At 62.6% G+C, this 20431-nt stretch carries 19 protein-coding genes; 7 read left to right on the forward strand and 12 right to left on the reverse strand.

The window, feature by feature from the left end:
- Positions 1-16: 16 nt before the first annotated feature.
- Positions 17-256 carry a hypothetical protein gene (locus ACLM42_RS06395; protein ID WP_415398560.1) on the forward strand — a complete coding sequence of 80 codons (240 nt, stop codon included), beginning with the start codon at positions 17-19 and terminating at the stop codon, positions 254-256.
- 13 nt (positions 257-269) lie between these two features.
- Here ACLM42_RS06395 and bchL read toward each other — a convergent pair whose 3' ends face one another.
- The 5 genes from bchL to ACLM42_RS06420 form a co-directional block, all read right to left on the reverse strand.
- Positions 270-1154: a ferredoxin:protochlorophyllide reductase (ATP-dependent) iron-sulfur ATP-binding protein gene (bchL, locus tag ACLM42_RS06400; protein ID WP_247910736.1), complete on the reverse strand. Its 885-nt coding sequence runs from the start codon at positions 1152-1154 to the stop codon at positions 270-272.
- Between the two features lie 256 nt (positions 1155-1410).
- Positions 1411-3018 (reverse strand): ferredoxin:protochlorophyllide reductase (ATP-dependent) subunit B, encoded by a 1608-nt coding sequence (locus tag ACLM42_RS06405; protein ID WP_415398561.1) that lies wholly within the window; start codon positions 3016-3018, stop codon positions 1411-1413.
- Positions 3019-3028: 10 nt separating this feature from the next.
- Complete coding sequence (locus tag ACLM42_RS06410; RefSeq protein WP_247912074.1) at positions 3029-4294, reverse strand: ferredoxin:protochlorophyllide reductase (ATP-dependent) subunit N; 1266 nt, start codon at positions 4292-4294, stop codon at positions 3029-3031.
- A gap of 121 nt (positions 4295-4415) precedes the next feature.
- On the reverse strand, positions 4416-5120 hold the full coding sequence (locus ACLM42_RS06415) for a potassium channel family protein (protein WP_247912073.1): 705 nt from the start codon (positions 5118-5120) through the stop codon (positions 4416-4418).
- Positions 5121-5174: 54 nt separating this feature from the next.
- Positions 5175-6578, reverse strand: a complete 1404-nt coding sequence (locus ACLM42_RS06420) for a TrkH family potassium uptake protein (RefSeq protein WP_247910734.1) — start codon at positions 6576-6578, stop codon at positions 5175-5177.
- 50 nt (positions 6579-6628) lie between these two features.
- Between ACLM42_RS06420 and ACLM42_RS06425 the strand changes: the two genes are divergently transcribed.
- Entirely contained in the window at positions 6629-7633 is a 1005-nt protein-coding gene (locus ACLM42_RS06425) for a CNNM domain-containing protein (protein WP_247910732.1), read from the forward strand.
- Here the strand turns inward: ACLM42_RS06425 and ACLM42_RS06430 are convergent.
- Together ACLM42_RS06430 and ACLM42_RS06435 are read right to left on the reverse strand one after the other, a co-directional pair.
- Positions 7630-8091 carry a DUF2062 domain-containing protein gene (locus tag ACLM42_RS06430; protein WP_415398562.1) on the reverse strand — a complete coding sequence of 154 codons (462 nt, stop codon included), beginning with the start codon at positions 8089-8091 and terminating at the stop codon, positions 7630-7632. The two genes, ACLM42_RS06425 and ACLM42_RS06430, sit on opposite strands and share 4 nt — an antisense overlap.
- Positions 8092-8123: 32 nt before the next feature.
- Positions 8124-9929, reverse strand: coding sequence for an SLC13 family permease (locus ACLM42_RS06435; RefSeq protein WP_415398563.1), 1806 nt, complete (start codon positions 9927-9929; stop codon positions 8124-8126).
- A 171-nt stretch (positions 9930-10100) separates the two neighbouring features.
- Between ACLM42_RS06435 and ACLM42_RS06440 the strand changes: the two genes are divergently transcribed.
- A complete protein-coding gene (locus ACLM42_RS06440) occupies positions 10101-10529 on the forward strand; it encodes an RrF2 family transcriptional regulator (protein ID WP_247910727.1) in 429 nt (142 codons plus the stop codon).
- On the opposite strand, the gene ACLM42_RS06445 is transcribed toward ACLM42_RS06440, so the two are convergent.
- Positions 10522-10785, reverse strand: a complete 264-nt coding sequence (locus ACLM42_RS06445) for a hypothetical protein (protein WP_247910725.1) — start codon at positions 10783-10785, stop codon at positions 10522-10524. The two genes, ACLM42_RS06440 and ACLM42_RS06445, sit on opposite strands and share 8 nt — an antisense overlap.
- A 97-nt stretch (positions 10786-10882) precedes the next feature.
- On the reverse strand, positions 10883-12343 hold the full coding sequence (locus tag ACLM42_RS06450; RefSeq protein WP_247910724.1) for an ammonium transporter: 1461 nt from the start codon (positions 12341-12343) through the stop codon (positions 10883-10885).
- 357 nt (positions 12344-12700) lie between these two features.
- Between ACLM42_RS06450 and ACLM42_RS06455 the strand changes: the two genes are divergently transcribed.
- Both ACLM42_RS06455 and ACLM42_RS06460 read left to right on the forward strand, forming a co-directional pair.
- Positions 12701-12925 (forward strand): DUF4278 domain-containing protein, encoded by a 225-nt coding sequence (locus ACLM42_RS06455; RefSeq protein WP_247910723.1) that lies wholly within the window; start codon positions 12701-12703, stop codon positions 12923-12925.
- Between the two features lie 95 nt (positions 12926-13020).
- The gene (locus ACLM42_RS06460; RefSeq protein WP_247910722.1) at positions 13021-13239 is read left to right on the forward strand and encodes a hypothetical protein; all 219 of its coding nucleotides are present in this window, start codon (positions 13021-13023) and stop codon (positions 13237-13239) included.
- A gap of 11 nt (positions 13240-13250) precedes the next feature.
- Here ACLM42_RS06460 and ACLM42_RS06465 read toward each other — a convergent pair whose 3' ends face one another.
- A complete protein-coding gene (locus ACLM42_RS06465) occupies positions 13251-14336 on the reverse strand; it encodes a calcium/sodium antiporter (protein WP_247910721.1) in 1086 nt (361 codons plus the stop codon).
- Positions 14337-14392: 56 nt separating this feature from the next.
- Positions 14393-15502 (reverse strand): DUF389 domain-containing protein, encoded by a 1110-nt coding sequence (locus ACLM42_RS06470; RefSeq protein WP_415398564.1) that lies wholly within the window; start codon positions 15500-15502, stop codon positions 14393-14395.
- A 110-nt stretch (positions 15503-15612) separates the two neighbouring features.
- Between ACLM42_RS06470 and ACLM42_RS06475 the strand changes: the two genes are divergently transcribed.
- Positions 15613-17307, forward strand: coding sequence for a SulP family inorganic anion transporter (locus tag ACLM42_RS06475; RefSeq protein ID WP_415398565.1), 1695 nt, complete (start codon positions 15613-15615; stop codon positions 17305-17307).
- Between the two features lie 4 nt (positions 17308-17311).
- Entirely contained in the window at positions 17312-18580 is a 1269-nt protein-coding gene (bioA, locus tag ACLM42_RS06480) for an adenosylmethionine--8-amino-7-oxononanoate transaminase (RefSeq protein ID WP_415398566.1), read from the forward strand.
- Here bioA and ACLM42_RS06485 read toward each other — a convergent pair.
- The gene (locus tag ACLM42_RS06485) at positions 18577-20424 is read right to left on the reverse strand and encodes an APC family permease (protein WP_415400143.1); all 1848 of its coding nucleotides are present in this window, start codon (positions 20422-20424) and stop codon (positions 18577-18579) included. The genes bioA and ACLM42_RS06485 overlap by 4 nt on opposite strands.
- Between the last annotated feature and the right edge of the window lie 7 nt (positions 20425-20431).

Genomic DNA, 20431 nt, shown 5'->3' on the forward strand with positions numbered 1-20431 from the left:
CCAGTCCTGCCTGCTGATGCTGCTCGGGTTCGGCAGTGGAGTCGCCACGGCACTGCTGCTCAGTGGCCAGGGCCCAGAACGGATTCAGCCCTTGCTTTGGCCCATGGCCACAGTGATCTGCGCTGCGCTTCTGGCGCAAGGGCTCTGGAGCATTGCCCGAGGCGGCATCCGCGTGGAGATTTTCACGCGGGCCCCCATCGACGTGGGAACCCGCGGCGGAAGCATCAAGGCCGAGGTGACCAAGGTGCGGCTCTAGGCCGGTAGCAGCGTCAATCGAAGCCGAGCAGATCAAAGATCTCGCGATCCTTCAGCGGTTCTGCCTCCAGGGGCTTCACGCTCTCGAGCATCGACTGGGCGAGCCGCAGATATTCCTGTTGAACCGCCTCGACTTCGGGGGTGGATTCCATCTCAAAGATCGTGCACTTTTTCAGGCGCGAGCGACGGATCGCATCCAGGTCAGGGAAATGGGCCATGGTCTTCATGCCGACCCGGTCGTTGAAACGATCGATTTGATCGGTGTCGCGGCTGCGGTTAGCCACGACCCCACCCAGGCGCACTTTGTAGTTCTTCGCCTTGGCTTGAATCGCCGCAATGATCCGATTCATCGCAAAGATCGAATCAAAGTCATTGGCCGTGACAATCAAGCAGTAGTTGGCGTGTTGCAGGGGCGCTGCAAAACCACCACAAACAACGTCTCCGAGCACATCAAAGATCACCACATCGGTGTCTTCCAAGAGATGGTGCTCCTTCAGCAACTTGACGGTCTGCCCAGTCACATAACCACCGCAGCCCGTACCGGCCGGAGGGCCACCGGACTCGACGCATTGCACCCCATTGAATCCACCAAAGACAAAGTCCTCAGGCCGCAGCTCCTCGGTGTGAAAGTCCACCCCCTCGAGGATGTCGATCACCGTCGGGACCATCTGCTTGGTCAGCGTGAAGGTGCTGTCGTGTTTGGGGTCGCAACCGATCTGCAGAACCCGTTTGCCCAACTTGGAGAAGGCCGCTGAGAGGTTGGAGCTGGTGGTGCTTTTACCAATGCCACCCTTGCCGTAAACAGCAATGACCAACGCCCCCTCTTCGATGTTCATCGAGGGATCTTGATGAACCTGAACGCTGCCCTCACCGTCGGGGCGCTTGAGCGTGGTGGTCATAAATCAAGGGAAAACCACAGCGAACAAAACCTGTGGTTTGAAGTCCTGCCACCATCCAAGGCCTGCCAGGGCTGCCGTGAGACACAGCCATGCAAAGCGAAACAGTTGAATCACACAAATCAGGGTTCGAACACAATGAACTAGGTAGCAATACTCAATTCATTGCTAATGGAGCGTTGGGCTGATACAGCTCAAAAAACATCCCCCGTGACCAGAGAACCTCCGGTCACGGGGGATGGGATCGACGCCGTGTGATTTAGCGGCTGAAGTGGGCCTTGGCTTCGTAGAGGGCTTCGCTGTCGATCACAGCGAGCCCCTGTTCGCGGGCGTAGGCCTCGGTGTTTTTACGGACCTTGCCGCGGACAAAGAAGGGAATCTTGGCCAGTTCCGCTTCGCCATCGGCACTCCAGCTCAGGATGCCCCCAGCAACGGCAACCGCTGCCGGAGCGGGCTCCTCAACCGATGAGGCAGCGGGAGCACCATCCCCCAGGTGACTGCGGTGGCCGTCGACGAACTCAAAGTCGTGGCGGAACATGCCGATCAGGTGTTCCTCTAGCCCCATCATCAGGGGGTGGACCCAACTGTCGAAGATGACGTTGGCCCCCTCCCAACCCATCTGCGGGGCATAGCGGGCCGGAACGTCCTGCACGTGCAGTGGGGCACTGATCACAGCGCAGGGAATGCCTAGACGCTTGGCGCTGTGGCGCTCCATCTGGGTACCCAGCACCAACTCCGGTGCGGCCTCCGCCATGGCCGCTTCAACCGCCAGGTAGTCATCACTGATCAGAGCCTCCAGCCCCAATTCAGCCGCCAGGGCTCTGACCTCTCGAGCCATCTCCCTGCTGTAGGTGCCAAGGCCCACCACTTGAAAGCCGAGTTCGCGACTGGCAATCCGAGCCGCCGCGAGGGCGTGGGTGCCATCGGCAAAGACGAACACGCGCTTACCCGTCAGATAGGTGGAGTCGACGGAGCGGGAATACCAAGGCAGCCGTGAGCGTCGCTCCGCCTGACACAGGCCATCGGCGCCGGGCTGCAGATCCACAGGCAACTCCAGGCCGAGCACGCCATGCAACTCCCGCAGGAACTCCACCGTGGCACCGATGCCGATCGGAACGGTTTTCACCGCCGGCAGGCCGAACTGACGCTCAAGCCAACTGCAGACCGAACCCGAGACCTCGGGATAGAGATTGAGGTTGGCGTCGGCCGAGGGAATGCGCAGCAGGTCAGCCGGCCGCGCACCCAGGGGAGCAACGACCGCGACATCAATGCCATAGCCCGCGAGCAGCTGCGTCAGCTCCCGCACGTCATCGCGGCAGCGGAAACCCAAAAGGGAAGGACCCAGCAGGTTGACCCGCGGACGCCGGTTCTCCGAGCGCCACCGGGTGGGATCCAACTTGGGTGCACCTGGCTCGGGCAACTGCGACTTCAGCAAGCTGCGAACCAACTGATAGAAGGTCTCGGCCGCCCCCCAGTTCTCCTTTTTCGAATAGGCCGGCAGATCCAGATTGACCATCGGAATTCCGCCCAGGTCCATGCCGGCCGCCAGAGCCCCGGGCTGGTCCTGGATCAACTCAGCCGTGCAGCTCTCACCCACCAGCAATGCCTCGGGCTGGAAGCGCTCAACTGCATCGGTGATGGAGCGCTTCACCAATTCAGCGGTATCACCGCCAAGGTCCCGGGCCTGGAAAGTGGTGTAGGTGACGGGCGGGCGCCGATCCCGCCGCTCAATCATCGTGAACAGCAGATCGGCATAGGTGTCGCCCTGCGGGGCATGGAGGACGTAATGCACCCCCTCCATGGAGGCGGCGATACGCATGGCCCCAACGTGCGGGGGGCCTTCATAGGTCCAGAGCGTGAGTTCCATCGGGGGCGAATCAGGAGAACTGCAAAGCGCCGCGGCGACGCAGGGGACGGGCAAAGAGTTCGGCCAGGTCTCCGGCCTGATCAATGCCATGAATGGGGCTAAAGACCAGCTCGATGGACCACTTGGTCGCCATCCCCTCGGCCTCAAGGGGGTTGGCAAGGCCCAAACCACAGACCACCAAATCGGGGCGCTGCTGTCGAACCCGCTGCAACTGGTTTTCCACGTGCTGCCCCTCGCTGAGCTGCGTGCCCTCAGGCAGACGAGCCAGCTCTTGGGCCATCAACTGACGGTCGAGATAGGGGGTTCCGACCTCCACCAACTCCATACCGCATTCCCGAGAGAGAAAGCGAGCCAGGGCAGGCTCGAGTTGGGAGTCGGGCAGCAGAAAGAGACGTTTCCCCTCCAACACCTCCCGGTGAGGAGCCAAGGCGCGCCGGCCGCGCTCCACCAGGGGATCCAAAACAGCATCAATCTGGGCCTGATCGATCCCACAAGCCCTCGCCGCCGCCGCCATCCAGTCCCGGCTGCCCTCGACGCCGAAGGGATAGGGCGCCTCGACCAAGCTGGCGCCTCGATCCACCAGGGCCCGAGCCGTACCGGAAAGGTAGGGCTGGGCCAGAAGCAACTGGGTCCCCGGGCCCACTGCGGGGAGCTCCGTGGAGCGCCGCGGCGGCAAACTCGCCACCCGCTCGATGCCGATTTTGTGGAACAGGCCCACCAGTCGGTCCTCGACCGCATCAGCCAGGGTCCCGGCAATCAACAGCTGGGGCTGATCGCTCTTGGGCATCAGGGGAATCAGCGCCTGGAGGGCACTGTCCTCACCTTGGGTGAAGGTGGTCTCGATCCCGCTGCCGGTGTAGTTGATCACCGTGACGCGCCCGGCGTGCTGCTGGTTCAGCCGCTCGGATGCCTTGGCAAGATCCAGCTTGATCACCTCGCTGGGGCAGCTCCCAACCAGGAACAAGGTGCGGATCTCAGGACGCCGCTCCAAGAGTTGCGCCACAAGCCGATCCAACTCCTCATTGGCATCGGCCAAACCCGCCAGATCCCGCTCGCCAAGGATCGCGGTGCCGAAGCGAGGCTCCGCGAAAATCATCACCCCGGCGGCGCTCTGGATCAGGTGAGCGCAGGTGCGGGAGCCCACCACCAGAAAAAAGGCATCCGGCATGCGGCGGTGCAGCCAGACGATTGACGTCAGACCGCAGAACACCTCCCGCTGGCCGCTTTCCTTCAGCGGTGGCGGCAAGGCTGTTGAAGCAACTGAGCTACTGACCATTGCAGTCAGCCCCCTTTAGTGAGCGCTATCGACCCGGGCTAGCTCCGCCATGGGGGCTAAGGGAGGCTTTGGGCACAAGCTGTCATTAACGGGGTGTGGGAAAGCGCACAAAGGGCGCTCCTCAACTTGCCGGCAGTGCCCGCAGGGAATCCTCAGAACCCATCACCACCAGCAGCTCCCCCTCAGCCAAGACGTGGGAGGCCGGGGGATTGACGTGCAGCTCACCAGCCGGTCCAGCCGCAAGGACATTGACGTTGTAGTGCTTGCGCAGGTTGAGATCGCGCAGGGAATGGCCGACGAATGCCTCCGGGACCTTGATTTCCTCAATGCTGCTGCGGTCATCCAGCCGCAACTGCTCCAGCAGGTTCGGGCGCACCAGCTCAACCCCCAGACGCTGACCCATCATTTTTGAGGGGAAGACGACGCGGTCCGCACCGACACGCCTCAGCATCTTCATGTGGATGTCGCTGGTGGCGCGGGCGATCACCTGCTTGACCCGACTGCCTTCGGAATCTTTGCAAATCAAGGTGGCGGTGACGCTGGCCTCCAGCGGTTCGCTCATGGCGACGACAACCGTTTCCATGTCCAGCACCCCTGCTGCGCGGAGGGCCTCCTCATCGGTGCAATCCACCACCCGCGCCTCGATCGCTGGATCGATCTGACGCAGCTCGTCGATGGCGCGCTGGTTGGAATCAATCGCCAACACTTCCGCACCGGACTGCAGCAACTCCGAGCAGACCGAGGAGCCGAAACGTCCCACACCGATCACGGCGAAGCTGCCGCGGCGCACCCCGGCTTCAGCGCTCCACTGCCACCACTGATTCACAGCCACTGATTCACAGCCCGGTGCTCGACGACCCTGTTCTAAGTGGTGAACCCACTAGACATACAAATCCTCTTTGGGATAGCCAACACGGCTCTGGGGCCGTGGGCCATAGAGCGCCGAGAGCAGCAACAGGATTCCAACCCGACCCACAAACATTCCCACCATCAAGACCAACTGGCCCCAGCGGTTCAGATGGGCCGTCACCCCCAGATCAAGGCCAACGGTGCCGAAGGCTGAGACGCAGGTGAACAGCTTCTCCAGGAAGCTGAAGGACTGCACCTGCTGTTGCCCAAGGGAATTTCCCAACCCCAAGGTCAAAGCCATCAACACCACGAACAAGGCCGAGGCCAACGTGACCCCAACGGCCCGCAGCACGGTGGCATCGGGGATCTGCCGGCGGTGGAGCAAGACATGGCTTCGCCCCTGCAGGGTCGAGCGGGTCGCCCCCATCAAAATCGCAAATGTCGTGGTTTTCACCCCGCCGCCGGTGCCGCCAGGGCTGGCACCGATGAACATCAAGACGATGATCAACAGCAACCCGGCATCGGTGATCTGATGGGCCGAGAGGGGAATGGTGTTAAAGCCTGCGGTGCGGGTGGTGATCGACTGGAAGAGGACGATCTGCAGGCGCTGAAGGACGCTGTAGGGCTCCATCGCCGATGCGCCGTAGCCGAAGTGCTCAGTAATCAACAGACCAACCGCACCGATCGCGATCAACAGGGCCGTACTGCGAATCACCAGACGGGTGTGCAGGCTCAGACGACGCAGGCGCCCTAGCCGAAAGCGGTTGTTCCAGATGTCATTGGCCACCCGCCAACCAATGCCGCCAATGACGATCATGAAGGCGATGACGCCAGTCACCACCGGGTTATCGCGGTAGTTCTCGAGGCTGTTGGACCAGAGGCCAAAACCGGCGTTGTTGTAGGCGCTGATCGCATGAAACATCGACGCCCAGAGCCTCCTGCCGGGATCTTCGATGTCGGTGAAACCAAAGCTGTAAAGCACCACCGTGCCCAAGCCCATCACACAGAGGGCCACCAGCAGGATGCTGTGAAAGGTGGGACCGATTCCGCCAACGCCAAATTCATCAAGGGCGCGCCCCTTATCCAGGCGGTGCCTTAAACCCGACCTTCCCTGCACAAAGCCCTGCAGGAACGTCGTGATCGCCATCAAGCCAAGACCACCGGTGATGATCAGGCCGGCCAGTACAACTTGACCAGCGAAGGTCAAGTCCTGACCGACGTCGATCACCGAGAGACCGGTCACCGTGATCGCCGATGTGGCGGTGAACAGGGCCTGCCAAAGGCCAACGTTGGCGCTCGAGCAGAGCGGCGTGGAGAGGAGCAGCGTCGCCAGAACAATGACCAAGAGGCCCGTCACCACGGTGAATTGCGGCACCGTGAGTTGTTGACGCCAACGCTGCAGCGCCCTAACTGGATTGCTCGAAGACGGGTTCATCCCGCAAACCGTAGGTAAGGTCCGGTCGATCTCGCAGCCTCCACCAGTCGATGAATCCGATCGTTGTGCTGCTGGTGATGGCAGTGCTGATCCTGGTGGGCTCGGCGTTGGCCTCCAGTACGGAGGCCGCCATGCTGACGGTGAATCCGATTCAGGTCCACACCCTTCAGCAACAACGGGTGCCGGGATCACGAGCGCTGGAGCGGATCAAAGCCAGACCCGGCCGCGCCCTGGTGCTGCTGGTGGTGATCAACAACCTCTTCAACATCTCCGGCTCAATCCTGCTCGGCAGTCAGGCCAACCAGGTCTTTGAAGAGATCGGTGGGCGCTGGTCCCTACTGCTGTTCAACGTGGGATTCACGGTGGCCGTGATCCTCTTCGCTGAAATCCTGCCGAAGACAATTGGCAACAGCTTTGCCATGCCGATCTCCTTGATCTCGGCGCGCATCCTTTTGATGCTCGAGCGGTTAACCCTGCCCCTGCTGCTGGTGCTGGAAAAGCTGATGCCCGCCATCACCGCCGAAAACGAACTCACGACCAACGAGCGTGAGATCCACCTGATGGCGCGTCTGGGCTCCCAGCAGGGCCAAATCGAAGCCGATGAGGCGGCAATGATCGGCAAGGTCTTCGCCCTCAATGACCTGACCGCGCGGGATCTGATGGTCTCGCGGGTCGCCACCCCCTCACTCTCGGGCGGCGCCAGCTTGGACTCGGTTCGCCAGGAGATCCTCGAAGCCCCCGATGACGCCTGGTGGGTGGTCCTAGGGGAAGAGGTGGATGAGGTCCTGGGGGTTCAAAGCCGCGAGAGGGCCATGGCTGAACTGCTGAGCGGCGGGGGCTATCGCCTGATCAGCCAGCTCTGCGATGCACCGCAATTTGTGCCGGAGATGATCCGCGCCGATCGACTGCTCACCAGCTTTCGCCGCGGCGACCGCAGTTCCGTGCGGGTTGTCGTCGATGAATTCGGGGCCTTTGTGGGCCTCGTCAGCGCCGCCGACATCCTTGGAGTCCTGGCGGGTTGGAAGCGTGTCCCCAGCGAAACCTCCGAGAGCTAGGTGTGGGCGCTGCCGCGCTTATTGCGCGTGAGCAAGCACCAATAGAGGCCGCCGAACAGCGCAGCACTGGCCAGCCCCACCAACGTGGAGCCCAGCAATAAGCGTGAACTGATCGCGACACCCATCTCCCAGATTGCCCCCTGCTGAAGCGCCTCAAGGGAGGGCAAGGCGGGCCCAGGGCCCATCACCCTGCAGCCCACGGCGTAGTTGAACCAGTAGAGGGGGATGTAGGTCAGCGGGTTGCTGATCCAGGTACCTGCCGCGGCCAGGATGTGGTTGCCGCGCACCAGGCTGGCCAAGGCGATCCCCAGCAGGGTCTGCAGACCAAAGATGGGAAAACAGCCCATGAACACCCCGGCCGCCAAACCCCGAGCCTTCTGGCCGCGGGTGGCCTCGTGATGCCATAGCCAAAGCAGCCACTGCCTGAGACGCTGCAGCCAACCCTTGGGCCCTCTCATCGAAGGGGATTCCGTCACTGGGGACTCAAGTTCTACAGGCCAAACCAGCGGCAGACCATCCAGGGAACGGCCATGGCCATCGCAACGGTCAACGGGAAGCCGTATCGGGAGACATCCAAGAAGCGATAGCGACCCGGGCCGTAAACCATCAGGTTGGTCTGGTAGCCAATGGGACTGAGAAAGCTCTGGCTCGCACCGAAGAGCACGATGTAAATCAGCGCCATCGGCGGCAAGCCCAACCCCTGGGCCAGCTGGCCTGCGATCGGAATCAACATGGCAACGGTGGCGGCGTTGCTCATCACCTCCGTCAGGGCCACGGTGAAGAGGAAGACCGCAACCATGGCCCCATAGACCGGCCAGCTGCTCAAGCCGAGGAGCAAGCCCTGGGCTAGGGCCGAAGCCAAGCCTGTTTTCTCCAGCGCAACGCTGAAGCTGGCCAGGGAGCCCAAGAGCACCAGAACATCCAAGCGAACCACCCGCTGCAATTCACCGGCCCGCAGGCAGCCCGTCACCACCATCGCCACCGTGCCAAGCAAGACCGACGCCACCAGGGGAATGAGCTCAAAACTGGGCAACAGCAGCACTAAGGCTGCAATCAGTAGGGCGACGCGCTTGCGGCTGACCGTCGGCAAATCTTTTTCGAGCTGCTCCAGCACCACCAAATCGTTGCTGGCCTGAAGGCCACGGATGGCGTCCTTAGGCCCCTGCAACAACAGGACATCACCCTCGCGCAACGGGGCCCGGCCGAGGCGTTCCCGCAGCACGGCATTGCCGCGGCGCAAGGCCAAGACCGTGGCGTTGTAGCGCTGCCTGAAGCGCAAATCCCGCAGGCAGTCCCCGGCGAGGGTGGAACCTGAGGGCAACAGCACCTCCACCATCCGCTGGCTGTTGTCCTGCTGCAGGCTGACCGGTTGCTCCGGCGTGGGGGCCAGAACCACAGTGTGGTCTTGCTGTAGCCGCAGCAGGTCGTCGCGGTTGCAGCGCAGCAGCAGCCGATCCCCGAGCATCAAGGTGCGATCGGCCAAGGGGGGCATCAACCGATCCGTCCCGCGGTGGAGCTCCAACACATCGAGGTCGAAGCGCCGTTGCAGGCGTGAGGCATGGAGCGATTGACCAATCAGCTCGGAGCCCAAGGGAATCTTCACCTCAGTTAGATACCCACTGCTGGAGAGATCAGCGATCAAGTCGTCGTCATTGCGACCTCGATCAGGAAGGAAACGATCGGCGAGCAGCACCATCAGTGAACCGCCCAGCAGCCAAACCCCCAGACCAATCGGGGTAAAGCTGAACAGCCCAAAGCTGCCATAGCCCAGACGGCTACTGACCTCACTGGCCAACAGATTCACCGAACTGCCAAGCAGGGTGATGGTCCCCCCCAACACCGTCGCGAAGGACAAGGGCAACAGCACCTTTGAGGGGGAGATCCGGCGGCGCTTGCACCAGCCCTCCACCACCGGCAGCAGGCTGGCCACGATCGGCGTGTTGGGGACCACGGCTGAGACGGGCCCAACCACCGTCACCATCAAAGCGATCATCCGCTTCGGGCTGCGAATGGCATCCGAGCCAATCAAGGCCCGCAGGCGATCGAGGGCACCACTGCGAAACAGTCCTGCTGAAATCGCAAACAGACCAGCCAGGGTGATCAGGGCAGGGCTACCAAAGCCCTCCAGAGCCTCCCGCGGCTCAATCACGCGGAAGCTGACGAGCAGGCCAGCGGCCAGCAAGCCCGTGAGGTCCGGCGCAAGCCAACCAGAGATGAACAGCACGACCGAGCCGATCAGCACCAGCAGCGTGATCAGAGCTCCGGGCTGCAGAGCGGCAGCAACAAGATCAGCCAAGACAGTGGCGCTCGGGCAAGCACCACAGACTACAGGCCGTAAAACCCATTAGACCCATCGGGAATTGTGGATAATTACCGACAGAGGAACGAGAAACCCCTCAGATAGAGAGCATTGGGCCCCCTCTATTCCCGAGTGCTTTACCGTGTTTTTCAGCCAAAGGCTCGCCCGGTGCCCTTCAACGCCAAAACCAGCTACGGGCTCCTGGCCCTCATCGAACTCGCTGGAATCCAAGCCCAAGGGGGGCGCCTTCAGGTCTCCGCCATCGCCAGCCGTCAGGGCATTCCCGAGCGCTACCTCGAGCAGATGATGACCACCTTGCGCAAAGGGGGCCTACTCATCAGCAGCCGCGGGCCCAAGGGGGGCTATCAACTGGCCAGGCCCGCCGCAGAAATCCGCCTAAGCGAGGTGCTCGACTGCCTGGAAGGTGCGTCAGAACCACAGCAACCGGCCCAGCCCAGCCTTGAGCAACAGGTCTTGCAGTCTCTTGAGGCCAACCTGCAGCAACAGCGACTGGCCCTGCTGGAGTCCACAACCCTGGCCAGCCTCCTGGCACAACGGGATGCTCTGCTGCAGGCTCAAGCGATGTACTTCATCTGAGGGCACTCATCTCCCTTGAGGCAGAGCGGGGCGCGCGGGGAACCCGCTCTATCCAGGGGGAGAGGGTCATCAGCAGCAGCGGGACCACCACCATGCCCAACAGCATCACCACGCCCCAGAAGTGACGCACCACCAAGGTGACGATTGGCACCTGGGCCGATTGGGGCAGCACTTGCTGGCACTCCACGCAAACCAAGCGGGCAGGACGCTGCTGGGTTTTGCTGATCAAGCGAGCACCGCAACGAGGGCAGGGCAAGTCCAGAAACCCCTGGGGCGCCCCATGCTGACAGGCGATCCCTGAGGCCAATAAAAAAGGCCCGCCGAAGCGGGCCGATGGAGAAACGATCAGATCATCACTTCGCGGAAGCGAAGTCGGGGTAAGCCTCCATGCCGTGCTCACCGATGTCGAGACCTTCGATCTCTTCTTGCTCGGTCACGCGGATGCCGCCGAAGAGGCCGCCGATGACAGACCAAGCAATCCAGCAGGTCACGATGGTCCAGATGGCGTAGGCCGCGCAGCCCAGGGCCTGGATGCCCAGCTGGCTGATACCACCGCCATTGAGCAGGCCGATGCCAGCGGAGCCGACATCCATGCCATCAACGCCCCAGAGACCGATTACCAAGGTGCCCCAGACGCCGCACACACCGTGCACGGAGAAGGCGCCAACGGGATCATCAATGCCAGCAGCGTCGAGCGCAGAAACCGCGAAGACAACAATGATGCCGCCCACGGCCCCGGCGACCCAGGAACCCACCAAGGTCATGTTGCCGCAACCGGCAGTGATGCTCACCAGACCGGCCAGGATGCCGTTGATGATCATGGTCAGGTCAGGCTTGCCCGAGGTCAGGGTGGAGACCACGGTGGCTGCGATCGCGCCACCGGCAGCAGCCAGGGTGGTGGTGACAGCCACGTAGGGCACGTACTGGTCCATCGCCAGCTCAGAGCCGGGGTTGAAGCCGTACCAGCCGATCCAGAGGATCAGAGCGCCGAGGGTTGCGATCGACATGTTGTGGCCAGGGATGGCCTGGGGCTTGCCGCCCACGAACTTGCCAATGCGGGGGCCCAGCAGCATGGCGCCCACCAGGCCGGCCCAAGCGCCCACGGAGTGGACGATGGAGGAGCCAGCGAAATCAATGAAGCCCAGCTCGCTCAGCCAGCCGCCGTTCCACTGCCAGGAACCGGAGATCGGGTAGATGACAGCGGTCAGAACGAGCGCGAAGATCACGAACTCGCCGAACTTGACGCGCTCAGCCACGAGACCGGAGACGATCGTGGCGGCGGTGCCTGCGAAGGCAGCCTGGAACAGGAAGTCGACGGTGGGAACCAAGGCTCCCTCGGTCACCATCTCAGCGGTGACGGTGGGATCAAAGAACAGGCCGTTGAAATACAGCCAGCCATCCACCACGGATCCGCCGTACATCAGCGAATAACCAATGAACCAGTAGGCGGTCACCGCGAGGGCGAACACAAACAGGTTCTTGGCGAGGATGTTGACGGCGTTCTTCTGGCGACACATCCCGGCTTCGACCATGGCGAAACCGGCGTTCATGAAGATCACCAGGATCGTGGCCACCAGGAGCCACATGTTGTTGGCCAGGAACGCTGCGTTGAGCTCGGGGAGCTCAGCGGCGCGGGCCGAAAGGTTGAACACGCCCAGGCCGAAAAGTGCCAGGGGCACACAAGCCAACCAGGTCAGCGAACGGCCGGAGGACAGTCCTCGCACCTTGCGGAGCAGAAGCTGAGGAGCCTCCAGCAAGCTCGCTTCCTGCAGGCTCTTCGACCGAGGCCGAGAGACAGGAGAAGCAACAGTCATCAAAAAGCAGTCGCTGGGTGGATGACGGATTACCGCCATTAGATGCCAATGTTCCGCATCACAGACCACCGTCAAGGTTGCATTCGCTACCAATTCGCAAGTCCATCTGGAATTGCACTCAGGCCGCAGAAGGAAAGTGAAGAAAAAACGTTCAGTGGACCACAGTAACTATTACAAAAAAGACAAAAAAGGGGCTTTTGTTCACTCTGAACATTCTTCATCCGCTAGAAATGCTGCAGAAGGACAAAACGTTGAGTGAGCCCCCTTTGGGCCTGGCTCCACCGGAAGTAGCCCACCGCGAGGCGAAGCAACGCTCCTTCCCACGAAGCGGACAACCAGCCAACCCTTCGAGGCCCGATGACCACCATGAGCAAACTCCAGTACCGCGGCGTCACTTACGACAACGCCACCCACGAACAGCCCACCAGCGCTCGCGTTGAGCACGCCTACCGCGGCCAACACTTCGATGCGCCCCTCCGTCACGAAGCGGCTTCAGTCGACACCACTGTCGATCTGCAGTACCGCGGGCACCACTACCACCACCGCCAAGCCGAGGCCGCTGCCCAGGTGAACCAAGGCTGATCACGTCAGAAAACCAAGCCTTCTGGTTTTGGTTCGCATTGATACAACAGCATCCACAACCTCCCCCTCCAATGGGGGGAGGTTTTTTGTGGGCCATGGACATCACCTTGACGTCCGTAGGAGAGAGCTACAACCTCAAGCACCGCAGCGTGATGGGGATGCTCTGGCTCCAGACCCACTTTGCTGATGAGACCTGGGATCTGATTTGCTCAGGGAAAGTAATTCTCAACCGCCAGAGCAGCGAAAGCCTCTACAAAGACGCCACCGCTGCAGGCGTGAGTGTGTCCATGCTTCCCAGTGTCGTTCTGCAATGACCCGCGATTGACTACCCCGCAGCCTTGCGCTGCTGCATCCATCGCAGGGATGTCCAGGTGAGGAAGACCAGCACCAGGGGCAAAACCGCCACCAGCACGAAGAGTCGAAATTCATCGATCCCCGGAGCAGCCGTACTGCTCAGGATCTGTTCAATCAAATAGAGGCCATAGGCCCCCAGCAAGAGCCAACCCTCCAGGCGATTAATCACACCGCCGCTCCAGAAAATCGGCAAGCAAGCCAGGGTCGTTAGCACCATCACTGGGAAGTCACGGCGCAGTAATTCAGGGCTCACCAAGAGACCGTCCTGGCCGGAGAGCAAGGCACACAAACCCAGAATCAACAGCTGGTTGAGCAGGTTGCTGCCCACCACGTTGCCGATGGCGAGATCCGCCTTGCCCCGATAGGCCGCCACCAGGGACGTCACCAACTCAGGCATGGAGGTGCCGGCCGAAACGATTGTCAAACCGATGACTGCCTCGCTGACCCCAAGGGTTTGGGCTGCGGCAATGGCGCCTTTGATCAGGACCTGGGAGCCCACCACCAGCAGGACCAGACCCAAGGCCAACTTGAAGAGGGCCACAGGGGTGGTCGACGCCCCCTCGGCGTCAATGTCATCAAGACCGTCCTCGTGGTCTTCCCTCGCCGAGCGGACTTCCCAGACCAACGTGATCACCAGGGCGGTCAACAGGGCCAAGCCCGCCACCCAGGTGAAGCTTCCTGATGAGGCCATGGCCCAAGTGGCCATCGAAACCGCAAGCAGCAAGGGAACATCGCGGCGCACCAAGCGACTGCGGACCCGCAGGGATGTAATCGCCGCGCTGGCACCCAAAACCACCATCACGTTGAAGATGTTGGAGCCGAGAACATTGCTCACCGCGATGGAGTCGCCGCCGGAGCTGCCCTGCAGCGTCGAGAGCAAGCTCACAAACAGCTCGGGAGCGCTGGTGCCAAAGGCAACGACCGTCAGGCCAATGACGATCTGAGGAATGCCAAGCAGCAGCGAGAGAGCCACGGCCCCGGCCACGAATAGTTCACCCCCTCCAAACAGGAGCAAGATGCCGGCGACGATCTCCAGAAGGGTGAGGGCGTCAGGCATGGCCAGCAGCGGACTGGCCCAATTGTGCACAGAACAGCAGAAATGTCTTCAGCCCGTTAACCCTGCGCTGCAGGAACCGCAGGAGGGGTAGGAGCAGAAGGCTCTGCGGGAGAAGGGGCCTGCTCATCCTTCTCAGGGCTCAGTTCCTGGGGCTCTTCCACTGGTGTGGGCTCTGGATTGGGTTCGGTTTCAGGACCGATCACATCGATCGACACCCGTTGAACCAACAGGCGGTAGCGGAACTTTTGGGTCTTGTTGATGAAGTCCTGAACGGCCGCAACCTGTTTTGGGGTGGGCAGGTTGGGGCGACTCACCCGCACAGCAGCCTTAATTAATGGAGGGTTCTGACTCCAATCGATCTTGACGTCGGTGAGTTCCGAGTCCCGCCCCAAGGTGATGGTGTTTTGACGCAGGCTCTCGGTGATGGCCCGCTCCACCTCCTGGAGGGCCTGCCGCTGCTGCGCTTGACCCAGCAGTGTCACAAAGCCTCCGGTCAGCGGAATCAGCAGCAGCCCAGTCAGGAGCAGGCTCACCAGACCCATCTGACTGCGGAAGAGCTGCTGGCGCAGGCTCGCCTGGGTGGCCACCAAGGTCAGCAATCCCCCCGAAAGAATGCCCAGCAGGTTGGCGGCAAACAGCAGGGCTGCTCCCCTGGCTGGTTCCCACTGCTGAAGCGACAGCAACAGACCCAGTACGCAGACCGGAGGCACCAAGGCCACCGCAATCGCTGTGCCTGCAACGGATGACACCGCCTCCGGCTTGAGGCGGCCGTAAGTCGCCACGGACCCCGCCACCAAAGCAATGCCCAAATCCAGCAGGTTCGGCGTGGTGCGCCCCAGCACCTCATCGCCCAGGACCGGCAGGTTGGCCACCCAACCCAGGGCCGCTGAGGTCAGCACCGTGATGCCGACGCCCACGGCCAGGGTCAGCAACGCACGGCCCACCAGGGCCAGTCGCCCCTCCAGGATCGCGAAGGAGGCGCTGCGCAGGGGCAGGATCCAGGGGGCGATCAACATCGCTCCAATCACCACCGCAGCGCTGTCAGCCAACAGCCCCAAGGTGGCAATCAAGCTCGCCGCAACCGTGAGCACGACATAGGACTGATCCAGGCGGGCTTCCCGCTCAAAGCTGGCCTCCAAGGACGCCAGGCTGGTGGGCTCGCCCATGGATCGCTCAAAGGTCTCGGCCTCAGGATGGCCGATTCGCCAGCGCACTGCCGCCCGCGCCCCAATCGATTCCGCTCAGACGTAGCGTCGTGCTTCCACTCTCAGCGGTCATGACACCGGCGTCGACGTCCCAACGAGCGTCAAGCTTTCGCCTACTCAACCAGATCAGCACGAACAACATCAAAGGGGATCTCTTTGGCGGCGTAACGGCCGCCGTGATCGCCCTGCCCATGGCTCTGGCCTTCGGTGTGGCTTCCGGAGCTGGTGCGGCCGCAGGCCTATGGGGTGCCGTGCTGGTGGGGCTCTTCGCCGCCCTCTTCGGCGGGACCCCCAGCCTGATCTCCGAGCCCACCGGTCCAATGACCGTGGTGATGACGGCCGTGATTGCGAGCTTGACCGCCCGCAATCCCGAGCACGGCCTGGCCATGGCCTTCACCGTTGTGATGCTGGCCGGCCTGTTCCAGATCGCCTTCGGCCTGCTCAGGCTCGGTCGCTATGTGACCCAGATGCCCTACACGGTCATCTCAGGCTTCATGAGCGGGATCGGTCTCATCCTGATCATCCTGCAGCTGGGCCCCTTCCTCGGTCAGGCCAGCCCCAAGGGCGGAGTGATGGGCACCCTCAGCAACCTGCCGCAGCTGCTAAGCAACGCCCGGCCCACGGAGATCACGTTGGCGGTGATCACCATGGCGATTCTCTGGTTAACCCCAGCAGCCCTGAAAAAAATCGCCCCGCCCCAACTGATTGCATTGGTGGTCGGCACGGTGCTTTCCATCACGGTCCTCTCCGGCGGCGGCGGCGGCGGGGAAGAGATTCGCCGCATCGGAGAGATCGCTTCCGGCTTCCCTGCCCTGCAGCTGCCCCACTTTGAACTGGGTGAACTGCAACTGATGCTGGTGGATGCCGCCGTGCTGGGGATGCTCGGCTGCATCGATGCACTGCTGACCTCGGTGGTGGCCGACAGCATCACCCGCACTGAGCACAACTCCAACAAAGAACTGATTGGTCAAGGCCTCGGCAACCTGGCCTCCGGCCTCTTCGGTGGTCTCCCCGGCGCCGGGGCCACCATGGGCACGGTCGTCAACATTCAGAGCGGCGGCCGCAGTGCCCTCTCTGGCATTAGCCGGGCCCTAATCCTGATGGTGGTGATCCTCGCCCTCACTGGCGTGGCCGCCCAGATTCCCCAGGCCGTCCTCGCGGGTATCGCCCTGAAGGTGGGTGTCGACATCGTCGACTGGGGCTTCATCAAGCGCGCCCATCGCATCTCGATCAGCGGTGCGCTGATCATGTACCTGGTGATCGCCCTCACCGTTCTGGTGGACCTCATCGCTGCCGTGGGTGTGGGCGTCTTCATCGCCAACATCCTCACCATCGACAAGATGAGCGCTCTACAAAGCAAGAGCGTCAAGTCGATCAGCACAGGTGACGGCGACCTCGAAATCAGCGACGAGGAACGCCAACTGCTGGATCAAGCCAAGGGCCAGGTGCTCCTCTTCCAGCTCAACGGAGCCATGATTTTTGGCGTCGCCAAGGCGATCGGCCGCGAGCACAACGCCATTGGCGATTGCCGCGCGGTGGTCTTCGACCTCACCGAGGTCTCCCACCTGGGGGTCACAGCAGCCCTCGCTGTGGAAAACGCAGTGGAGGAGGCCATCGAGAAAGGCCGCGATGTCTTCGTGGTGGGGGCCAGCGGCACCACCAAGCGCCGCCTGGAGAAGCTTGGTCTCTACAAAAAACTGCCCGCTGAACGCACCGGGCTGGACCGTCGCCTGGCCCTGCAGCAGGCCGTCAGCGCCATCGCTTAAAGCCATGGCTTGGCATCCCCACCTCTGGCACCCGATCACCCAGGTGGCGCGCAGCGACGCGCCGCAGCGGGTGGTGCGAGCCCAGGGTTCTCTGCTTCAACTCGAAGACGGCAGGGAACTGATCGATGCCATCAGCAGTTGGTGGGTCACCCTCCACGGCCACGCGGAACCCAGCATCGCCGAAGCCATCGGCCGCCAGGCCCAACAGCTGGAGCAGGTGATCTTTGCCAACTTCAGCCACAGCCCTGCCGAACAGCTCGCCAGCCGCCTCAGTGCCCTAACCGGTTTGGAGCGGCTCTTCTTCTCCGACAACGGCTCCAGCGCTGTCGAGGTGGCCCTCAAGATGGCCTGGCAGTGGTGGCGAAACCAAGGCAGTGAACGCCGCCAATTGATTGCCTTTGAAGGGGCTTATCACGGCGACACCTTTGGGGCGATGGCCGTCGGCGATCGCTCGGTCTTCACCGAAGCCTTCGAGGACTTGCTCTTCGATGTCACCCGGCTGCCCTGGCCTGCCACCCACTGGGGGGACGAGCAGGTGGAAGAGCGGGAAGCGGCCGCGCTGGCGGTCCTCAGCGAGGCCCTACAGACACCCACCGCGGCGCTGATCGTTGAGCCCCTGATCCAGGGGGCTGCGGGGATGCGCATGGTGCGCCCTCAATTTCTCAAGGCCGTCGCCGAACTGGTGCAATCCAGCGGTGCCCTGCTCATTGCCGATGAAGTGATGACAGGTTTCGGCCGCACCGGAGCGGTGTTTGCCTGCCAGCGGGCTGGCATCCAGCCAGACCTCGTGGCCCTCTCCAAGGGGCTCACCGGTGGCTTTCTTCCGATGGCCGTCACGATGGCCAGTGAGCGGATCTATGCCGGCTTCATCAGCGAGAGCGAACCCACCGCAACCTTCTTCCACGGCCACAGCTTCACCGCCAATCCCTTGGGCTGTGCCGCCGCCCTGGCCAGCCTGGATCTGCTCGAGGCCAACCCAGAGCGCTACAGCGGCTTTGAAGCGCGCCATCAACCGCACCTGACAGCCCTCTCAAACCACCCCAAGGTCCTGCACGCCCGTTGCACCGGCACCGTGGCCGCCTTCGAACTCGATGCCGGCGAGACCAGTTACTTGAACCCAATTGGCAAAACCGTCCAGCGCCACTGCATCGAGCAGGGCGTCTACCTCAGACCTCTGGGCAATGTCGTTTATCTGCTGCCACCGCTCTGCACGAGCGATGCACAACTGGAGCAGTGCTACGAAGCACTGCGGTCCTGCCTCGATCAGCTCTAGGCCGGAGGGAAGTAGCGAACCAAGGTGAAGACCCTGCTGCGCTGCGCGTTCAGGGCCTGCCGCATGTTCACGCCGCGCTGGTTGAGCAGCAGGTGATCAAAGCGCCGTCTGGGGATCGCCATCGGCATCACGATCGTGAACTGACTGTCCGGGCAGCGGGCTTCCTCTTCCGCCACGAACTGGGCAAAGGGATCGATCAAGGAGGCGAATGGACTCTCCAGCAAGCGCAACTCAAATTGGGGGGCATCACCCACAAGGCGGTGCCAGCGCTGCCGCAACGCCTCGAAGTCGTCGTTGGGTTCACAGACCCAGACGCCAATGACGCGATCGGAGACCTGGGCGGCGTAGCGCAGGGCCTCCAGCGTGGGACGGCTCCAGGAGGCCAGCCAGACGATGCTCTGGTTCTCCAAGACGTCCTGGCGATCAGGCCAGGGGACTGAGCAATCCTCCCCGGGCTGCAGCTCGATCGCGTCATAGACCCGTTGGTAACGGCGCCGAATCCCGGCCAGTCCCCAAACCAGAAGGGGGAGGAGGAGCACCACGATCCAGGCCCCCTCATCAAATTTGCTCAGGACAATCACGGCAAACACCACGCCCGTCGTGATCGCCCCGAGGGCATTCATTGCCAGCCGGCCGCTCCAGCCCTTCCCTCGCCGCAGCCACCAATGCCTAACCAAGCCCGCCTGGGACAGGGTGAACGCCAGGAAGACACCCAAGGCATAGAGGTTGATGGCGACATTGGTGTTGCCGCGGCAGACCACGATCACCAGGGCCGAGACCAGCAGCAGCAGCCCAATGCCGTTCTGGAACACCAGGCGATCCCCCAGCCAGGCCATTTGACGCGGCAGATAGCGGTCTTTGGCCAGCAGCGCCGCCAAGCGCGGAAAACCGGAGAAGGCTGTGTTGGCCGCCAATCCCAAGATCAACAGCGTGCTGATCTGCAGGCACCAATAGAGGGGATTGCTGGGACCGAACACCCGCAGACCGATCTGGGCCAGAACGGTGCGGTCGGGGTTGGGGGCAATCCCGTACAAAAAGGCCAAGCCGCTGACGGCCAGAAACAGCAGGGCCAGCAACAACCCCATCACCATCAGCGTGCGCTGGGCCCGGCGGGCCGCGGGCTCACGGAAGACCTTCACGCCATTGGCGATCGCCTCAATGCCGGTCATGGCCGAACAGCCGGCACTGAAGGCCCGCAAAACCAGAAACAGGCCAAGGGGCTCCAGGGCGGCGACCGCCGGTGGTGCATCCGGGCGGAAGCCATGGGTCAACACCATGTTCTGCAGGCCCAAGAGGGCCAGCAGCGCCACCATCACCACAAAGGAGTAGGTGGGCAGGACAAACAGGCGGCCGGCTTCCTTGAGACCGCGCAGATTCGCCCAGCCCACCAGGGCTAAAAGCAGCAGCGACAGACTGGTTTCATGGGCGAGTAGGCCGGGCAGCAGGGAGCTCAGGGCCTGGGCCGCCGCCATCAAGCTCACCGCAGCGGTCAGGGTGTAATCCACCAGCAGCGCCGCCGCCGCCACCAGCCCGGCCCAGGCGCCGAGGTTCTCCCTGGCCACGACATAGGAACCACCGCCCTCGGGGTAGGCCTCGATCGCCTGCCTGTAGGAGAGCACCACGACCGCAATCAAGCCAACGATGCAGACCGTGATCGGCAGGGATAGCCCGAGGGCCGCACTGCCGGCCAGGAGCAAGACCCCAAGGGCAGCCTCGGTGGCATAGGCCACCGAGGAGAGGGCATCCGACGAGAGGATCGGCAGCGCAATCAGGCTGGGGAGACGCTGCGCGTCAGCCTCAGAGCGCGGCAGAGGACGCCCTAGAAGACGACGGGCAAAGGACAGCACCCCT

Source organism: Synechococcus sp. W4D4 (genome assembly GCF_047716805.1).
GTDB lineage: Bacteria > Cyanobacteriota > Cyanobacteriia > PCC-6307 > Cyanobiaceae > Vulcanococcus.